This is a genomic window from Thermococcus sp. JdF3, assembly GCF_012027495.1.
Classification (GTDB): Archaea; Methanobacteriota_B; Thermococci; order Thermococcales; family Thermococcaceae; genus Thermococcus.
Genome location: NZ_SNUK01000003.1, coordinates 147,352 through 164,024, shown reverse-complemented (window position 1 = coordinate 164,024; position 16,673 = coordinate 147,352). Strand labels below are relative to the sequence as shown.

The window sequence follows — 16,673 nt, the reverse complement described above, 5'->3', positions numbered from 1 at the left end:
TATGCACAAAGCTTAAAAGCTTTTAGGTTAGCCTAATTCCTGGAGGTGAGAGCTTGCAGATAGCGGTGAGTGGTGGAAAAGGTGGCACCGGAAAGTCCACGGTCGCGATTAACATGACGATAGCGCTTAGGGAGCGCTACGACCTTGTCCTGGCCGATCTCGATGTTGAGGCCCCAAACGACCACCTCCTCCTCGGCGTGGAGCTGGCCAACGAGGAGCCGGTTGAACTGTTCATGCCCAGGTTTGACTATTCGAAGTGCACCCGGTGCAGGAAGTGCGCGGAGGTCTGCGAGGAGCACGCGATAATAACCATGCGCGATGGGACGCCCTTCCTGATGCCGAACCTCTGCTCCGGCTGCGCCGCCTGTGAGATAGTCTGCCAGGTTCCCGGAGCGATTCTGCCGGGTAAGAAGCTAATGGGGCACACCTACCTTACCGAGACGCCCTACGGCTTCCCGCTCGTTACGGGAAGGCTCCTCGAAGGAGAGGAGAGGGCGATGCCGATAGTTTCGAGGGCGAAGAAGCGCGCCCAGGCCCTCGGGAAGGAGCTTCTCCTGGTGGACACCGCGGCCGGAACGAGCAACACGGTGTCGAAGGCCCTTGAGGACTCAAGACTCATCATAGCCGTCACGGAGCCGACGCCCCTCGGGATCCACGACGGCGAGCTGATACTCAGGCTGGCGAAGCTGATGGACATTCCCGCGATGGTCGTAGTGAACCGCTCCGACCTCGGCGACGTGGGCAGGGTGCGCGAGATAGCGGAGAGGTACGGGGCGGAAGTGATAGCCGAGATTCCGTACAGCGAGAACATCATAAGGAGCTACGTTGAGGGGAAGCCGATAGTCCTGGGTGACTATCCCGAGGCCGGGATTTTCAGGGAGATCGCTTCCAGGGTCGTCGAGTTCCTCGGAGGTGGTGAGTGATGCAGCTGGTCATAGCGAGCGGCAAGGGCGGCGTTGGAAAGAGCACGGTAACGGCTTCGCTCCTCTACCTGCTGAAGGACGAGTACCGTTTCGTTGCCGTTGATGCAGATGCGGACGCGCCGAACCTCGACCTGCTCCTCGGCGTCGAGCACTGGGAGGAGGAGAAGGAGCTGATAGGCGCAAAGGTGGCGAGGATAAACACCGAGAGCTGCATAAGGTGCGGCATCTGCCAGGAGCGCTGTCCCTACGACTGCATCAAGGTCATAGACGGCGACTACGTTGTCAGCGAGCTGACCTGCGAGGGCTGCAACGTCTGTGGCCTGGTCTGCCCGGTTCCAGGGACGATAACGCTGGAGGAGGTCCGCTCCGGCGTTGTGAGGAAGACAACCACCCGCTACGGCTTCCCGCTGATCTCGGCCCAGCTCGACGTCGGCAGGCCCAACAGCGGAAAGCTGGTCACAGAGGAGAAGGAGTGGGCGAAAAAGCTCATGGGCGAGCTTGGCCTGGAGCACATGATAGTGGACAGCGCCGCTGGAATAGGTTGCCAGGTCATAGCGAGCATAGGCGGGGCCGATCTAACGATACTCGTTGCCGAGCCGACCCCCGCTTCCCTCAGCGACGTCCAGAGGGCCTACAGGGTCGTTCAGCACTTCAGGCAGCCGGCGTACCTGATAATAAACAAGTCCGACTTCAACCCGGGCTTCACCGCCCTGAGGGAGTGGGCCGAAACGGAGGGGATCCCGATACTCGGCGAGATACCCTACGACAGGGCCATTCCGAGGAGCATGAGCATGCTCAAGCCCTTCGTTGAGGCATTCCCCGACTCAAAGGCTGCTGACGCGATGAGGGAGATAGCCGAGAGGGTTAGGAAGGAGATTCTGAAGTGATTCCACCGGGCCCGGTCTCGGGCCCAGGTTCCATTTGCCTATCCTGAAGATGTGGTTAGGGGGTCCCCGCAAAGAGACGCTTCGGCAGGAGAATCGTCACCAATTTTGAGCTTCTCGAATCCTCCCCGCTCAGACAAACCCTGAGATGCCCCTACTTTGGGAAATGCGGGGGTGCCTCTGGCAGGGGATGAAGTACCGGGACCAGCTGAAGTTGACCCGCCGGGGAAGGGGTTGGAGGAGGCACCGAAGCTTTTGATTAAAAGCGGCGTTGAGGGAATCGTTTACGTCCTCTGCAATCCGGGGCGTTCAAGCTGGACTACGGGAACCATTCAAGAGGGTGTATATGGTCCAGGACGCGCTTTGGTCGATATGTCCCCCCACACGCCCACGTTGAGGCGGTTCTTCTGCTGGAAAGGAAAACTGGGGAACGGCGGTTACTTTTTCATGAAATCTTCAAGGCTGAGCTGTCCTTTCCTCGGGGGTTTCTTCGTTTCCATCTCTGTTTTCAGCTTCTCCTCGATCTTCTTCAGCGTTTTCCAGCTCCGCCTGACTATCGGCGGGAACTCGCCGTGCTCGCGGTAGTAGTTCTCCAAGAACGCCCTCGTCCTCGGGTCGCTCGGGTAGCCGCTTCCAATCTCGCCGTACCTCCCCTTCAGCTTCTCTATAGCCCTGTCGCGCGTTACCTTCGCTATTATCGAGGCCGCCGAGACAGGCACGAACTTGTCGTCGGCCTTGTGCTCTGCCACTATCTCCGCCTCGAAGTTGAGCCGTTTCCCTATCTCCTCGCCAAAGCGAGCCTCTTTGACGTCAGCTGCATCGATGTAAACGACATCGGGCTTCACCTTGAGCGAGTTGAGGGCTTTAACGAAGTTCTCCACCTCGAACTCGTTTAAAGTTCCCTCGCGGGAGTCTATCTCCTCAGGCCAAAGCTCCAGAACCACGTAATCGTCTAGTAGATAGATTATCTCATCGAACAGCCTCTCACGCCGCTTGGGGGTGAGCTTCTTCGAATCCTTAACCCCAAGCTCCTCGAGCTTTGGAACGTTCCGTTCATCCACAACAACCGCCGCTATGACCATCGGGCCGAGCACCGGCCCCCTGCCTGCTTCGTCGATTCCCGCGAGCTTCAAAGTTTCACCTCCTGAAGAGCAGGGCCCCGTAGATGAGGCCAAGCATTATCGTCGCCAGGCCGCTGGGGGGTATGTCGGTGAAGTAGGCGAGGATTACGGAGGACACCTGGACGCCCAGGGTCAGGAACAGGCTGACCCCGATGACCTTGCGCAGGTCGCTGCTGACCATCAGCGCTATCGCGCCCGGAAGAACGGCCACCACCTGGAGGGTTATCAGCCCGACGGTCTGGACGATGAGGGCCCCGATGGCACCGACGAGGACGTAGAGGATCATGAGGTATGCCCTGGCGTTGCCCCCGTAGCTCTCCATGCCGTCCGGGTCGAAGCTCAGGTATAGAAAGTCGCGGTACAGGAATAGCATGGCGAAAAAGAGAAGTGCACCCCCCAGGACGAGGACGGTAAGGTCACCGAGGGTTATGAGGAATATATCGCCGGTGAGGTAGGAGACTATGCTCTCGCCGAGCGGGAAGTACGGCCTGGTTGCCATCACCTTGTAGAGCACGCCAAAGCCAAGGACTGTAAGTCCGGCGACAAAGCTGGCCACTATTCCAACGGCGGAATCGGGCGAGAATCCGAGCTTCTCAAGCTCCGCTATACTAAGCACGACGATGATAGTGACGATGAGTGCGACGAGCATGACCAGGGAGAGGTTCTCGAACAGCAGGCCGAGTATCATTCCAAGGACCGCACCGAACAGCAGGGAGTGGAAGAGGGCGTGGGTCAGGAAAGCCAGTCCCTTCGTGTTGATGAGCGGGCTGAGCATGCCGAGCAGGACGCTTACCATAACGCTGGCAAGGAGGGCCCGGATCAGATACTCCGGAATCACCGCCCGCCACCCCCGTGCCTGTGCAGGTGGACGTCGCCGGTTATGCAGAAGAGCTTGCCCTCAACGGGAATTACCCTTGCCAGCGGGCCGTAAACGGACTTGATTATCGTATCCTGGAGGACGTCCTCCGGCCTTCCGAAGGCTATCAGGCGCCTGTTGAGGAGCATGATTCTGTCCCCGACCTCGATTAGGGGGTTGATGTCGTGGGTCGTGATGACCATCGTCACGCTTTTCTCACGCTTTATCTTGGCCAGAACGCTGGCGACCTCCACCCTTGCGCTGGGGTCCAGGGCGGAGAGCGGCTCGTCGAGGAGGAGCAGTTTGGGGTCGCTCATCAGGGCCCTCGCGAGGAGGACGCGCTGCTTCTGACCGCCGCTCAGCTCGCTGAAAAGCCTGTTACCCACTTCTGCGAGTCCGACGAAGCCCAGGACTTCCTCTGCCTTTTCCAGGGTCTCTGGAGGGAGCTTGAAGTGGACGAAGCCGCGGCGGTAGACGCCCCCCATCGCAACGACCTCGAGGGCGGTGAGGGGAACCCTTTCGTTGAGGCTGTGGCTCTGGGGGACGTAGCCTATGAGCTCTTTCGCCTCGCAGGGTGGTTTCCCGAAGACCTCCAGCCGTCCGGTGTAGTCCCTGTGGAAGCAGGCAATTGCCTTGAGCAGGGTCGTCTTGCCTGCCCCGTTGGGGCCGAGCAGGAGGAGCGTCTCGCCCTCCTCGAGGGTGAAGTCTACCCCCTCCACAGCGGGCTTTCCGTCGTAGAGTATCGTGAGGCTTTCGGCGGTTATTGCCTCCATGGTAATCTCCAGACTCCAGTTTAAGCGGTGCGTTTTTAAACTTTGATGTGCCCCTACTGGACAGAGGTGGGTAATGGAAGGGCCGGTTTTTGCACCTTCCTGGGTTTGTGCAAAAATTTTAAAAGCACATGCCTGTACTCTCGTTAGAAAAATTTTTGCAAGGCTCAGGTTTATAAGGGCTCGGGCCTATTCGCTGGAGGTGATGATCATGGCGTACCACAGAGGAAGAGGCGGAAGAAGTGGGGGGAAGAAAAAGAACAGGCAGGTTCAGGGTGACGAGGTCATCCGTGTTCCCCTCCCGAAGGAAGGACAGCTGTTCGGTGTAATCGAGCAGGCCCTGGGGTCAGGATGGATGGACGTGAGGTGCTCCGACGGGAAGATTAGAAGGTGCAGGATACCCGGCAAGCTCAAGAGACGCATGTGGATGCGCGTGGGCGACGTCGTTATAGTCCAGCCCTGGGACGTGCAGACCGAGGAGCGCGGGGACATAGTCTACCGCTACACCAGGACTCAGGTGGACTGGCTCCTGAGGAGGGGCAAGATAAGTCAGGAATTCCTCAGCGGTGGCGAGCTCCTGTTCTGAGCCCGCTTCTTCTAAAATTCCGGCCGCCGGCGAGTGATGGGAATGCGCGAGGATGTAATAGAGCGCGAAATCGAGGGAATGCTGGGCCTCCGGGAGAGGAGGGAGAAGGACAGCGACCTCTACAAGATAGCCAACGAGGTATTTGACCGAACAACAAAGGAAACGTTGGCCTACCTCCACAGGCGCGGTAAAATCGAGGAGTTACACGGCGTCATAAGCACCGGAAAGGAGGCCAACGTCTTTGCCGGCGTGGACGCCGGGGGGAACAGGATAGCCGTCAAGATATACCGCACGTACACGACCGAGTTCCGGCGCATATGGGAGTACCTCGCGGCAGACCCGCGTGTCGGCTACCTGCCCAAGGATATGCGCAAGCTGGTCTTTGTGTGGACCCGGAGGGAGTTTAAGAACCTCCAGCGGGCGATAAAATACGCCGTTCGCGTCCCTGAACCGGTTATCTTCCGCAACAACGTCCTGGTGATGGAGTTCATAGGGGACGAGCTCCCCGCACCCCGCATCAAAGACGTCGAGCGTTCGCTCGAGCCTTCGGACTTTGAGGAACTCTACGACTTCACGATGGGCGTCATCGAGAGGCTCTGGAAGCGCGGGGACATGGTGCACGGCGACCTGAGCGAGTACAACATACTGCTCCACGACAGGCCCGTTGTGATAGACTGGTCGCAGGCGACGGTGAAGAGGAACAGGATGAGCGTGGAGCTGCTCAGAAGGGATCTGAGGAACGTCATAAACTACTTTGGAAGGAAAGGCGTTGATGTTGATGATTTCGACGATAAGTTCCGTGAGCTGGTTGGGATTTAGAGGGTGAGAGCATGGACGAGTTTGAGAGACTGCTGAGGAAGTATGAGCGGATAGACAAGGATGGCCGGCCCACCCGGGGCGGTCGCGATGAGGAGATCACCTACGCCGCGGAGGGCGAGCAGGAGGAGTTCATAAGAATCCCCCGCGACAGGGTTGCCGTCGTCATAGGCAGAAAGGGGCAGACCAAGAGGGAGATAGAGGAGAGGACCAAGACCAAGATAGAGGTGGACAGCGAGACCGGCGAGGTCTTCATAACCTCCACGGAGGAAACGGAAGACCCCCTGGCCGTATGGAAGGCACGGGATGTTGTGATGGCCATAGGAAGGGGATTCTCCCCGGAAAGAGCATTCAGGCTCTTCAACGAGGGGGAGGTTCTTGAGGTAGTCAACCTTACCGATGTAATAATCGGCAACGATAAAAACGCCCTTCCCCGCGTCAGGGGAAGGATAATTGGAAGGAGAGGAAGGACGCGCGAGATAATCGAGGAGATGAGCGGGGCTGATGTTAGCGTCTACGGAAAAACCGTCGCGATAATCGGCAACCCGATTCAGGTCGAGGTTGCCAAGACCGCCATAGAGAAGCTCGCCAGGGGCTCCCCGCACGGTGTCGTTTACAAGTACCTCGAGCGCAGAAAGAAGGACCTTGAACTTGAGAGCACGACCTACTACGAGGCCCTTGAAGGGGAGCCGGGCGATTTCGGGGAGAACTACGAGGGCCCCGATGAGGATTACGATGACGAAGACTTTTGGGAGGACTGAATATGGCCGAGGCGAATCAGCTGTTTAAGGAGTTCAAAATCCAGAGTGTCAGCGAGTTCTTCAGACGGAACGCGGCAATGCTCGGCTACACGGGCAAGATACGCTCCCTCACCACGGTGATCCATGAGGCCGTGACCAACTCACTCGATGCCTGTGAGGAGGCGGGCATACTTCCCTACGTCCGTGTTGAGATAGAGGAACTCGGAAGGGAGCACTACAAGGTCATAGTCGAGGACAACGGACCAGGAATCCCCGAGAAGTACATAACCCACGTCTTTGGTAAGATGCTGGCCGGTACGAAGGCCCACAGGAACATACAGAGCCGCGGTCAGCAGGGTATCGGTATAAGCGGCGCCGTTATGTTCGCCCAGATAACGAGCGGAAAGGCCACTAGGGTCATCACCTCCACGGGCGACGACAGCATCATCGAGGCATGGGTTAAGATAGACGTTGACAGGAACGAGGGCAAGATAGTGAAGAAGGAGAAGCACCCCAATCCCAAGGGCTGGCGCGGCACGAGGATAGAGCTGGAAGTGAAGAACGTCCGCTACGTCCGCTCCAAGCAGGGCGTCTACTGGTACCTCAAGCTCACAGCGATAGCCAACCCGCACGCCCACATAGAACTCATTGAACCGGACGGGAAACTCATAGTATTCCCGCGTTCCAGTGAGGACGTTCCCGAGCCCCCGATGGAGATGAAGCCCCATCCGCGCGGCGTCCTCACCGATGACGTTTACAGGATGGCCAAGAAGACGAGGAGAAGTTCCGTCAAGCGCTTCCTCGTCGGGGAGTTCTCAAGGATAAGCGACAAGAAAATCGACGAGCTCGTTGAGTACATCGCGGCGCTGAGGCTCATAAAGACGGAGGACGACAAGAACGTCCAGGAACAGCTCTACGAGAGGCTCATGAAGGGCGAGGTAAAGGCAGTCCTCCGCTCCTTCAGGGGCTACACCAAGGTCGTAAAGCAGGTTGCGAAGCTCATGGAGAAGCCGCCCGAGAAGCTGAGCTGGCACGAGGCTGAGGAGATAGTCGAAGCCTTCAGGTACATGAAGTTCCTGGCCCCGCCGACCCACGGCCTCAGGCCCATAGGCGAGGAGAACATAGAGAAGGGCCTCACCAACATCCTCAAGCCGGAGTTCGTCACCGCGGTCACCAGGTCGCCAAAGGTCTACTCCGGAGGTATCCCGTTCCAGGTCGAGGTCGGCCTCGCTTACGGCGGTGAGATTCCCGGTGGGTTCGATGTGCTCCGCTACGCCAACCGCGTGCCGCTGCTCTTCGATGCAGGTTCCTGTGTGACGACGCTGGCGGCGCGCTCCGTTGATTGGAGGCGCTACAAGGTTGATGACCTCGACCGCGCCCCACTCGTGCTCATGATAAACGTCATCAGCGTCCACGTCCCCTACACCGGCACCGGGAAGCAGAGCATAGCAAACGTAGAGGAGATTCAGAACGAGATAAGGCTGGCGATAATGGACGCGGCAAGGAGGCTCCAGACCTACCTCAGCGGAAAACACCGCAGGCTCCACCAGGCCAAGAGGAGGAGGACCTTTGAGAAATACGTGCCCGAGATAGCGAGGGCACTGAGCGTACTCACCGGGGAGCCCGAGGATGAGGTTAAGAGCTACTTCCTGTCATATATAGAGGGCCATTTCGCGTCCAAGGAGTCAGGTGGAGCGGAGGAGGTGAGCGAGAATGCCTAAATCCAAAGCAGTCAGGCGCGAGAAGCCCAGGGAGCGCTTCAGCTACGACCCGACTAAAGTGCTCACCAGGCTGGAGGAGTACGGGAAGAGGATCCTTGAGGACATAAAGAGCGGAAAGAACCCCTACTTTGACATCCCCATGCGCGGCATTGGCAACGTCTACTTCGACGAGAAGAGGCGCGTTATCAGGATGGGCGACAAGCTATCAAGACGCTACTTCCTCAACGTTGCCCACGCCAGGAAGTTTATGCAGACCCTCCTTATAATGGCCTATGTCAAGAGGCTTGTGAGCGAAAACAAGCACGCGAGCCTTCGTGAAGCCTACTACGCCAACAAGCACACAATCCCCGGAACAAAGGAGAACACCTTTGAGGACCAGCGCGAGAGCGACCCCATCATAGAGGACCTGGAGAGAATGATGGGCGTCCTGCGTGAGGAGATGCACCTCACGGCGGACAGGCGCGGCTACATCTACGGCGACATAGTCATTCGCGACGGCGAGGACGAGTTCAACACGAGCAAGCTCGGTATGGGTGGCTGGGCCGTCCCGGGAACCGTCGAGCACCTCCAGTTCGTTGAGGTCAACGTCGACTACGCCCTGGTCGTCGAGACCGCCGCTATGGCCGATCGTCTCATCGAGGAAAAGTTCCCGAAGAAGGAGAAGGCCCTCATCATAGCCACCCAGGGACAGGCCTCGCGCGGTGTCAGGAGGCTCATCCACAGGCTTCACTACGAGGAGGGGCTGCCCATCATAGTTTTCACCGACGGCGACCCCTACGGTTGGTACATCTACTCCACCATAAAGCAGGGCTCCATCAACCTCGCCTACCTCAGCGACAAGCTGGCAACTCCCGAGGCGAAGTTCGTTGGAATGACCATGGACGACATAGAGCGCTACGGCCTCAAGAACGTCACCGAAAAGCTCAAGGGAATCCCGCCGAACAAGAAGGGCGGCCCGACGGCCGATTACAAGAGAATCCTGGAGGAGATGGAGTACCCGTGGTTCCAGAACAGGGAGTGGCAGAGACAGCTCAAGATGGCGATCAAGATGGGTGTCAGGATAGAGCAGCAGGCCCTCGCCAACAAGAGCCTCGAGTTCGTCGCGAAGAAGTACCTCCCCGAAAAGATAAACAACGGTGAGCTGCTGCCATGACGACGACTGAAGAGCTCGTCGCGCAGGTCAACAAGATCCTGGACGATATTGGGATAGACATGGACGGGTTATTCGAAACCTTCGACATCCCGTCCATCTCCCTCCGCCTTAAGGAGAACCTCTCGCTCCTTCAGGAGCTTGAGGACGACCTTTCAAGGCGCGTGGGCGAGGCCACACCCTCGACCGGGTTCTCGGACAAAAAGAACAAGGACCCCCACATCCAGTGGATATACAAGAAGAAGCGCAACCGCGTCCTGGCCCTTGAGAGGCTCCGCTCGGCCATAACGGCCCACAAGATGGCCCTCGCACTCATCTCCGCCAACTACACATTCTTCATGGGGAAGAAGCTTGTTGATCCAAAGGAACTCACCCGGGAGAACGTGGAGCGGATCAGGGCCGTCCCCAACCCCGTTCAAATCGGGCGTGTTGAAGTCCTTCCGTATCTGGCTTACTCCGGTGACGTCCTCCGTCTGCTCGCCAGGGAGAGCGTGGACGTCAGGGAGTCGTTCAAGTTCATAAAGGGCAAGCTCCGCGAGAAAGGAACGGTCCGGACCCGCGGGCTTAGGATAGAGGTCGAGTACTGGGAGAACAACCGGCTGAAGAAGACCCGCCTCGACCTGCCCGCGGACGCCGATATCGAGGCTGAACTCCGCCAGAGGTATGGGAGACGCTTCCGCTGGCGCGTGCTGAGCTTCGTCAAGACGCGTGGAGTGCTCATAAACAACCACTACACTGTGGACAACCTGGCCCTGGCCTACTCCATCCTCGACCCGGAGAACGGCGCCAGGAAGCTCGGCCTCGACCTCTTCAGATACTACTTCCTCACGTCGGAGAATGACAGGGAAAACCTCGGCCTCTACCCGGACATAAGGCTCTGCATCGACTGCCACTATTCGATATTTGACCTTCCATTCACCGAGGAGAAGGGCTTCAGAACGGGCCACGGCAGCATGCTCCTCATCCGGAAGTGCGAGATGGAAAAGGCCATGGTGGGCAGGAGGAAGGACATAGCCAACGTACCCAACCACCTCCTCGGGGGAGTGCTCCTCTACGGGATGAGTGAGTACAGCGAGGACAGGGTCGCGGAGATTCTCGGCATTCAGGCAGACGAGCTGGTTGAGGCCGTGAAGAAGTTCGTCATCTCCGGCCTGCACAGGAGGCTCTTTGCCGACACAAAGAAGTTCGAGAAGTTCCTCCCCAAGAGTGACAAGGCCAAACAGTTCCTGGCCCTCCTGCAGGGGTGAGGCTATGCGGGTGGAGATAAAGGCGCGCAACAACGCCGAGCTGATAGCAAAGCTCGGGGAGTCCCTGAACGAGGATGTTACCGAGGTATACATCAACCTCCGTCCGACGAAGGAGATACTCGTAAGGATACTCGAGCGGGCCCCCAACGTGCGCAAAATCTCCTGTCCCCCCAGCCTCTACCCCAAGGTCTCCAAGAGGGTCATAGCGGCACTCGCCCAGATGGGCATAGAACTCGTCCCCGAGGGTTACCCCCGCGGGAGGCCCCGGAAGTACAACGAACGCACCATCCGGGAGGTCCAGAACCTCCTGATGAAGGGGGTGCCCGCCAAGGAGATAAGCACCCGCATGGGCATCCCCCTGAGGACAGTTTACTATATGATAGAGCGCACCTCCAAGGCCGACCGCACATGAGGGGCCGATGTTCGATTCTCGGCCCCTGTGAAATCCGTAAAAGCCTTTAAGGCCAACGTCGATTACATGTACGATGAGTGATGGAGGCGCGAAAAACTACCACACTCGTCATGCTGACCATAGTGGTTACCTTCGCCCTCATCCAGTCCTCAACAGTCCACGGCGGCACGACGGCCTTTAACTTCGAGTGGTACTTCTTCCTATCCTCGCTCTTTCTCTTCGGTGCCGCCGGTTACGTCGTCAAGCTGGCCATCGAGGGCCGTCTCGGCGCACACGGTGTGAGGAACGGGAAGAGCAACCCTCTGGCAGGGATAATAACGCTCATTGCTATGATGGTCGCGGTTTATCTGCTCTTCTTCAACAGGAGGCCCGAGAAGCTGGTGGAGGGCGGGGAGGTGGGCAGGACCCTCGAGGGGGTCTGGTACAACGTCACCTCGGGCGATTTCGTGGTGGTGTGGAGGCAGTTCCCGGGCTGGGCATATCTAATCCCGTTCATCCTCTTCATCGTCATCGTGCTCACCGCCAAGAGGGTGAAAAAGGGCCGGCCCGTTCCGGAGGTCAAGTTTGAACCTGAACTTACCTACGACGCTATCGAGGGAACGCCCGTTGAGAAGGTTATTCGAATGTACAAGAACGTTGTCGCGGGCCTCGTGGAGAAGGGATATCCCTACCGGAAGAGCTGGACCCACTGGGAGCACGAGGAGAAGCTGAAGGAGATATTTCCCGACCTCAAGGACCTGGACGTTCTTACCCGGCTCTTCGAGAAAGCCAGGTACGCCGAGAGATTGAGTGATGGGGACGTCGCTGCCGCCCGCGAGAGCTACGACAGACTCATGGAGTTCCTCAGGTAGCGGGTAGCTTTAAAAGGGGCCGCGGTTAGAACCACCTAACTAAAAAGTGAGGGTGATGCTAATGCCGATATTTGAGACCCAGGAGGAGACCCCGAAAATAAAGGAGCGCCTTCACCGCGTCGGAATCACCAACCTGCGGAGCGTTGCGAAGATAAACTGGAAGGGGAAGGTTTACACGTTCCTCCCGCTCTTCGAGATAACCATCGACGTCCCCGAGGAGAAGAAGGGAATCCACATGAGCAGGCTGGTCGAGAGCATAACCGAGGCCATGAGCGAGGCCGTCGAGGAGGAGGTCATGGAGGCCCATCCCTCCCTTGAGGAGCTTGGGAGGGCAATAATCAGCCGTCTGGAAGGGAAACACCCCCACAGGAGGGCCGAGGTCTGGATAAGGACGCACCTCATAATCCCGAGGCAGACCCCAGCCAGCGGAAAGATCACCTACGAGCCCTACGACGTCGAGGTCGGGGTCATAAAGCACTACGACGGGGCCTTTGAGAAGGTTCTCCGCGTCAAGGTCATCGGAAACACCGCCTGCCCCCACGCCATGGCCAACAACAACGGGAAGACCCACATACAGAGGGCGATAGGCGAGCTTGAGGTTAGAACCCCCTTCGATGAGGAGATAGCGCTGGAGGACATGATCGACGTGGTTGAGAGCTCGTTCAGCCACCCGACGTACACCCTGCTGAAGACGGTGGACGAGAACGCGGTCGTGCAGGGTATGTTCGCCAACCCGAAGTTCGTCGAGGACGTCGCGCGTGAGATATTCGCCAAGGCGAAGGAGAGGTTCAAGGGCAGGATCCACGTGAAGGTCATCAGCAACGAGAGCATCCACAAGCACGACGTCATAGCCGAGACGTGGAGCTGACTCTCCACAACCTTTTTGGTGCCCACAATGAAGCTCGTCCACGACCCCATACACGGCCACATCGAGCTCGACGACTTCGCGGTCAGGCTTGTTGATACCCCCGAGTTTCAGCGCCTCAGGCGGATAACCCAGCTCGGCCTGGCTTTTCTCGCCTACCCTTCTGCCAGGCACACCCGCTTCGAGCACTCCCTCGGAGCCTTCCACCTCGCCAGGAAAATCGCCGGATATAATCCAGAGATTGATGATGGGGCCGTTTACGCGGCTTTGCTCCACGACCTCGGCCACTACCCCTTCAGCCACACGCTTGAGACCCTCTACCCGAGGCACGAGGAGAACACGAAATGGTTCATAAGGCACGGTGAAATCGGGGACGCGGTGAGGGAGCGCTATTCCCTCGGCGAGTTCCTCAAGTTCCTCAAGCACCCCCTCGTGAGCGGAGATATAGACGCCGACAGGATGGATTACCTGGTGCGTGACGCCTACTACACCGGCGCAGCCTACGGCCTGGTTGACCTCGACAGGCTCGTGAGGAACCTGGTGTGGAAGGATGGCATGCTCATCGTTGGGGAAAAGGGGGCAATAGCTGCCCAGAACCTGCTCCTGGCGAGGAGTATGATGTATCCCACCGTTTACCAGCACCACGTCTCAAAGATAGCGAGTGCCATGCTCGTAACGGCCGTTGAGCTCGAAGGAATTCCCTCCGAGGAAATACGCACCATGGACGAGGTTGATTTGATAGCACGGCTCAGGGCGAGTGAAAGGGCAGAGGTTCGGGAGCTTGTTCGGGCGATAGACGATAGAAGGCTCTACAAGCGTGTTCTCTACAGTGCCAGCGACCCTGGAGGGGACGCTGTTGCCGAACTTCGGGGAGAGCTTGAGGCCGAGTTCGGACACCTCGCCATCGTTGACTATCCCCCCAAACCCAAGTTCGGGGAGAAGAACGCCTTCGTGGAGGCCGAAAGGGAACTGAAGCGCCTCAGCGAGGTCTCGCCCCTCGTCCGCTCGCTAGTGGAGCTGAAGGACACCCACTGGCGATGGGGCGTTTACGCGAGGGCCGACGTGAGGGAGCGGGTTGAAAGGTTTCTGGGGGCCTTCTTTGATTGAGGGTGATTTTTTCCTCCAAAACCCTTAAGTAGTTTGAACGCGTTCCCGCGCTGCCGCTTCTCAACCGGGAAAAGCTTTATAACCGCACCTTTTAAGTGAGTGGTGAACAAGCTCATCAGGTTAGAAGGTGGTGTAAATGGGAAGAAGGGAAGAGATGGTTGCGAAGATTAAAGAACTCATGACCCAGCCCGAGAGGATCAGGAACATGGGTATTGCCGCTCATATTGACCACGGTAAGACGACGCTGAGCGACAACCTGCTTGCCGGTGCTGGGATGATAAGCGAGGAGCTCGCCGGAAAGCAGCTCGTCCTTGACTTCGACGAGCAGGAGCAGGCGAGAGGAATCACCATCAACGCGGCCAACGTGTCGATGGTTCACAACTACGAGGGTCAGGACTACCTCATCAACCTCATCGACACCCCGGGTCACGTTGACTTCGGTGGTGACGTTACCAGGGCCATGCGTGCCATCGACGGTGCCATCATCGTCGTTGATGCCGTCGAGGGTGTTATGCCGCAGACCGAGACCGTTCTCAGGCAGGCCCTGAGGGAGTACGTCAAGCCGGTTCTCTTCATCAACAAGGTTGACCGTCTCATCAAGGAGCTCAAGCTCGGCCCGAACGACATCCTCCAGAGGTTCGCCAAGATCATCACCGACGTCAACAGGCTCATCAAGAAGTACGCCCCGGACGAGTTCAAGAACCAGTGGTTCGTCAAGGTCGAGGACGGTAGCGTTGCCTTCGGAAGTGCCTACTACAACTGGGCCCTCAGCGTTCCCTACATGAAGAAGACCGGCGTTTCCTTCAAGGACATCGTCGAGCTCACCAACAGCGGCGACCTCAAGACCCTCAGGCAGAAGGCTCCGCTCCACGTCGTCGTCCTCGATATGGTCGTCAAGCACCTGCCGAACCCGCTCGAGGCCCAGAAGTACAGGATCCCGCACCTCTGGAGGGGCGACGTCGAGAGCGAGGTCGGCCAGGCCATGATGAACTGCGACCCGAAGGGCAAGATGGTCATGGTCGTCACCAAGATCATCCTCGACAAGCACGCCGGTGAGGTTTCAACCGGCCGTGTCTGGAGCGGTACGGTTAAGACCGGTCAGGAGGTCTACCTCATCAACGCCAAGAGGAAGGCCAGGATCCAGCAGGTCGGTATCTACATGGGTCCCGAGAGGGTCAACATGGAGGCTGTTCCGGCCGGTAACATCGTCGCCGTCACCGGACTGCGCGACGCCATGGCCGGTGAGACCGTCTCCCAGGAGCAGATCGAGCCGTTCGAGGCCCTCCACTACGCCAGCGAGCCGGTCGTTACCGTCGCCATCGAGGCCAAGAACGTTAAGGACCTTCCGAAGCTCATCGAGGCCCTCCGCCAGCTCGCCAAGGAGGACCCGACCCTCCACGTCAAGATCGACGAGGAGACCGGCCAGCACCTCCTCAGCGGTATGGGTGAGCTCCACCTCGAGGTCAAGCTCGTCAAGCTCAAGGAGGACTGGAAGCTCGACGTCGATGTCAGCCCGCCGATCGTCGTTTACCGCGAGAGCGTCAGCAAGATCAGCCCGATAGTCGAAGGAAAGTCCCCGAACAAGCACAACAGGTTCTACATCACCGTGGAGCCGCTTCCGGACGAGATATACGAGGCCATCCACGAGGGACTCATCCCCGAGGGCAGGCCGAAGGACCCGAAGGCCGTCGCCAAGAAGCTCGCCGAGCTCGGCATGGACTACGAGGTCGCCAAGGGCATAGTTGACATATACCACGGCAACATATTCCTCGACAACACCAAGGGTATCCAGTACCTCAACGAGGTCATGGACCTCCTCGTCGACGGATTCCACCAGGCCATGGACGAGGGTCCGCTCGCCAAGGAGCCGGTCATGAAGGTCATGGTCAGGCTCCACGACGCCAAGATCCACGAGGACAACGTCCACCGCGGTCCTGCCCAGATCTACCCGGCCATCAGGAGTGCCATCCAGTGCGCCATGATGAAGGCCCAGCCGATCCTCTACGAGCCGTACCAGAAGGTCATCATCAACGTGCCCTACGAGTACATGGGTGCCGTCAGCAGGGAGATCAACCAGAGGCGCGGCCAGCTCATCGACATGAGGCAGGAGGGCGAGGTCATGATCATCATCTCGGAGGCCCCGGTCGCCGAGATGTTCGGATTCGCCGGAGCCATCCGTGGCGCCACCAGCGGAAGGGCCCTCTGGAGCACCGAGCACGCCGGCTTCAAGAGGGTTCCGGGAGAGCTGGCCACCAACATCATCAGGCAGATCAGGCAGAGGAAGGGTCTCGACCCGAACCCGCCGAGGGAGCAGGACGTCTGCCCGCAGCAGTGAGGGCTTTCAGCCCTCTGAACCTTTCTCTTCCCGTTTCTGCGGTCTTTTTCTGTCTTCCAAATCCCGAGGTACGAAGTCCCCTCTGGACGCTCGAATAGTTGAAACACAGGTATCATACTCACGGGTGGACAGAGTAGATGTAGCGTTTGGGGCTATCTTTCTATTCGTGTAGGGGTCGTCTCAATGGGTTGAAGGGATTGAAAGTCTGGGGGAAGAAGGGTGTCCCGTGCGGGATCCGGCGGATTTTGAGGGCCTGTCCTGAAAATTGACAGATTCCTGCCCAACGGCG

General features: G+C 58.4%; 16 protein-coding genes. 13 read left to right on the top strand and 3 right to left on the bottom strand.

The window, feature by feature from the left end; translation table 11 throughout:
* The first annotated feature begins 53 nt into the window (after positions 1-53).
* Positions 54-923 (top strand): P-loop NTPase, encoded by an 870-nt coding sequence (locus E3E42_RS05965; protein ID WP_167903375.1) that lies wholly within the window; start codon positions 54-56, stop codon positions 921-923.
* Entirely contained in the window at positions 923-1,810 is an 888-nt protein-coding gene (locus E3E42_RS05960; protein ID WP_167903374.1) for a P-loop NTPase, read from the top strand. Before E3E42_RS05965 ends, E3E42_RS05960 begins: the two co-directional genes overlap by 1 nt.
* A 434-nt stretch (positions 1,811-2,244) precedes the next feature.
* Here E3E42_RS05960 and rnhB read toward each other — a convergent pair whose 3' ends face one another.
* From rnhB to E3E42_RS05945, 3 genes are read right to left on the bottom strand one after another with little or no spacing between them, the layout of a single operon-like run.
* The gene (gene rnhB, locus E3E42_RS05955; protein WP_167903373.1) at positions 2,245-2,940 is read right to left on the bottom strand and encodes a ribonuclease HII; all 696 of its coding nucleotides are present in this window, start codon (positions 2,938-2,940) and stop codon (positions 2,245-2,247) included.
* 4 nt (positions 2,941-2,944) lie between these two features.
* On the bottom strand, positions 2,945-3,766 hold the full coding sequence (locus E3E42_RS05950) for a metal ABC transporter permease (RefSeq protein ID WP_167903372.1): 822 nt from the start codon (positions 3,764-3,766) through the stop codon (positions 2,945-2,947).
* Positions 3,763-4,557 (bottom strand): metal ABC transporter ATP-binding protein, encoded by a 795-nt coding sequence (locus E3E42_RS05945; RefSeq protein ID WP_167903371.1) that lies wholly within the window; start codon positions 4,555-4,557, stop codon positions 3,763-3,765. The genes E3E42_RS05950 and E3E42_RS05945 overlap by 4 nt, the downstream gene beginning before the upstream one ends.
* Positions 4,558-4,765: 208 nt before the next feature.
* On the opposite strand from E3E42_RS05945, the gene eif1A reads away from it, so the two are divergent.
* From eif1A to E3E42_RS05890, 11 genes are all read left to right on the top strand, one after another.
* Positions 4,766-5,140 (top strand): translation initiation factor eIF-1A, encoded by a 375-nt coding sequence (eif1A, locus tag E3E42_RS05940; protein WP_058938267.1) that lies wholly within the window; start codon positions 4,766-4,768, stop codon positions 5,138-5,140.
* Positions 5,141-5,182: 42 nt separating this feature from the next.
* Positions 5,183-5,959: a serine protein kinase RIO gene (locus E3E42_RS05935; RefSeq protein ID WP_167903635.1), complete on the top strand. Its 777-nt coding sequence runs from the start codon at positions 5,183-5,185 to the stop codon at positions 5,957-5,959.
* Between the two features lie 11 nt (positions 5,960-5,970).
* Positions 5,971-6,717: a KH domain-containing protein gene (locus tag E3E42_RS05930; protein ID WP_167903370.1), complete on the top strand. Its 747-nt coding sequence runs from the start codon at positions 5,971-5,973 to the stop codon at positions 6,715-6,717.
* Between the two features lie 2 nt (positions 6,718-6,719).
* Positions 6,720-8,417 (top strand): DNA topoisomerase VI subunit B, encoded by a 1,698-nt coding sequence (gene top6B, locus E3E42_RS05925; protein WP_167903369.1) that lies wholly within the window; start codon positions 6,720-6,722, stop codon positions 8,415-8,417.
* Positions 8,410-9,570: a DNA topoisomerase IV subunit A gene (locus tag E3E42_RS05920; RefSeq protein ID WP_167903368.1), complete on the top strand. Its 1,161-nt coding sequence runs from the start codon at positions 8,410-8,412 to the stop codon at positions 9,568-9,570. The genes top6B and E3E42_RS05920 overlap by 8 nt, the downstream gene beginning before the upstream one ends.
* Positions 9,567-10,814 (top strand): DUF530 family protein, encoded by a 1,248-nt coding sequence (locus E3E42_RS05915; RefSeq protein WP_167903367.1) that lies wholly within the window; start codon positions 9,567-9,569, stop codon positions 10,812-10,814. The genes E3E42_RS05920 and E3E42_RS05915 overlap by 4 nt, the downstream gene beginning before the upstream one ends.
* 4 nt (positions 10,815-10,818) lie before the next feature.
* Positions 10,819-11,226, top strand: a complete 408-nt coding sequence (locus E3E42_RS05910; protein WP_167903366.1) for a DUF1699 family protein — start codon at positions 10,819-10,821, stop codon at positions 11,224-11,226.
* A gap of 80 nt (positions 11,227-11,306) precedes the next feature.
* Positions 11,307-12,077: a DUF4129 domain-containing protein gene (locus E3E42_RS05905; protein ID WP_167903365.1), complete on the top strand. Its 771-nt coding sequence runs from the start codon at positions 11,307-11,309 to the stop codon at positions 12,075-12,077.
* A 61-nt stretch (positions 12,078-12,138) separates the two neighbouring features.
* Positions 12,139-12,945: a GTP cyclohydrolase IV gene (locus E3E42_RS05900; protein WP_167903364.1), complete on the top strand. Its 807-nt coding sequence runs from the start codon at positions 12,139-12,141 to the stop codon at positions 12,943-12,945.
* 27 nt (positions 12,946-12,972) lie between these two features.
* Positions 12,973-14,049 carry an HD domain-containing protein gene (locus tag E3E42_RS05895; RefSeq protein ID WP_167903363.1) on the top strand — a complete coding sequence of 359 codons (1,077 nt, stop codon included), beginning with the start codon at positions 12,973-12,975 and terminating at the stop codon, positions 14,047-14,049.
* Positions 14,050-14,185: 136 nt separating this feature from the next.
* Positions 14,186-16,384: an elongation factor EF-2 gene (locus E3E42_RS05890; RefSeq protein WP_167903362.1), complete on the top strand. Its 2,199-nt coding sequence runs from the start codon at positions 14,186-14,188 to the stop codon at positions 16,382-16,384.
* Positions 16,385-16,673 lie beyond the last annotated feature (289 nt).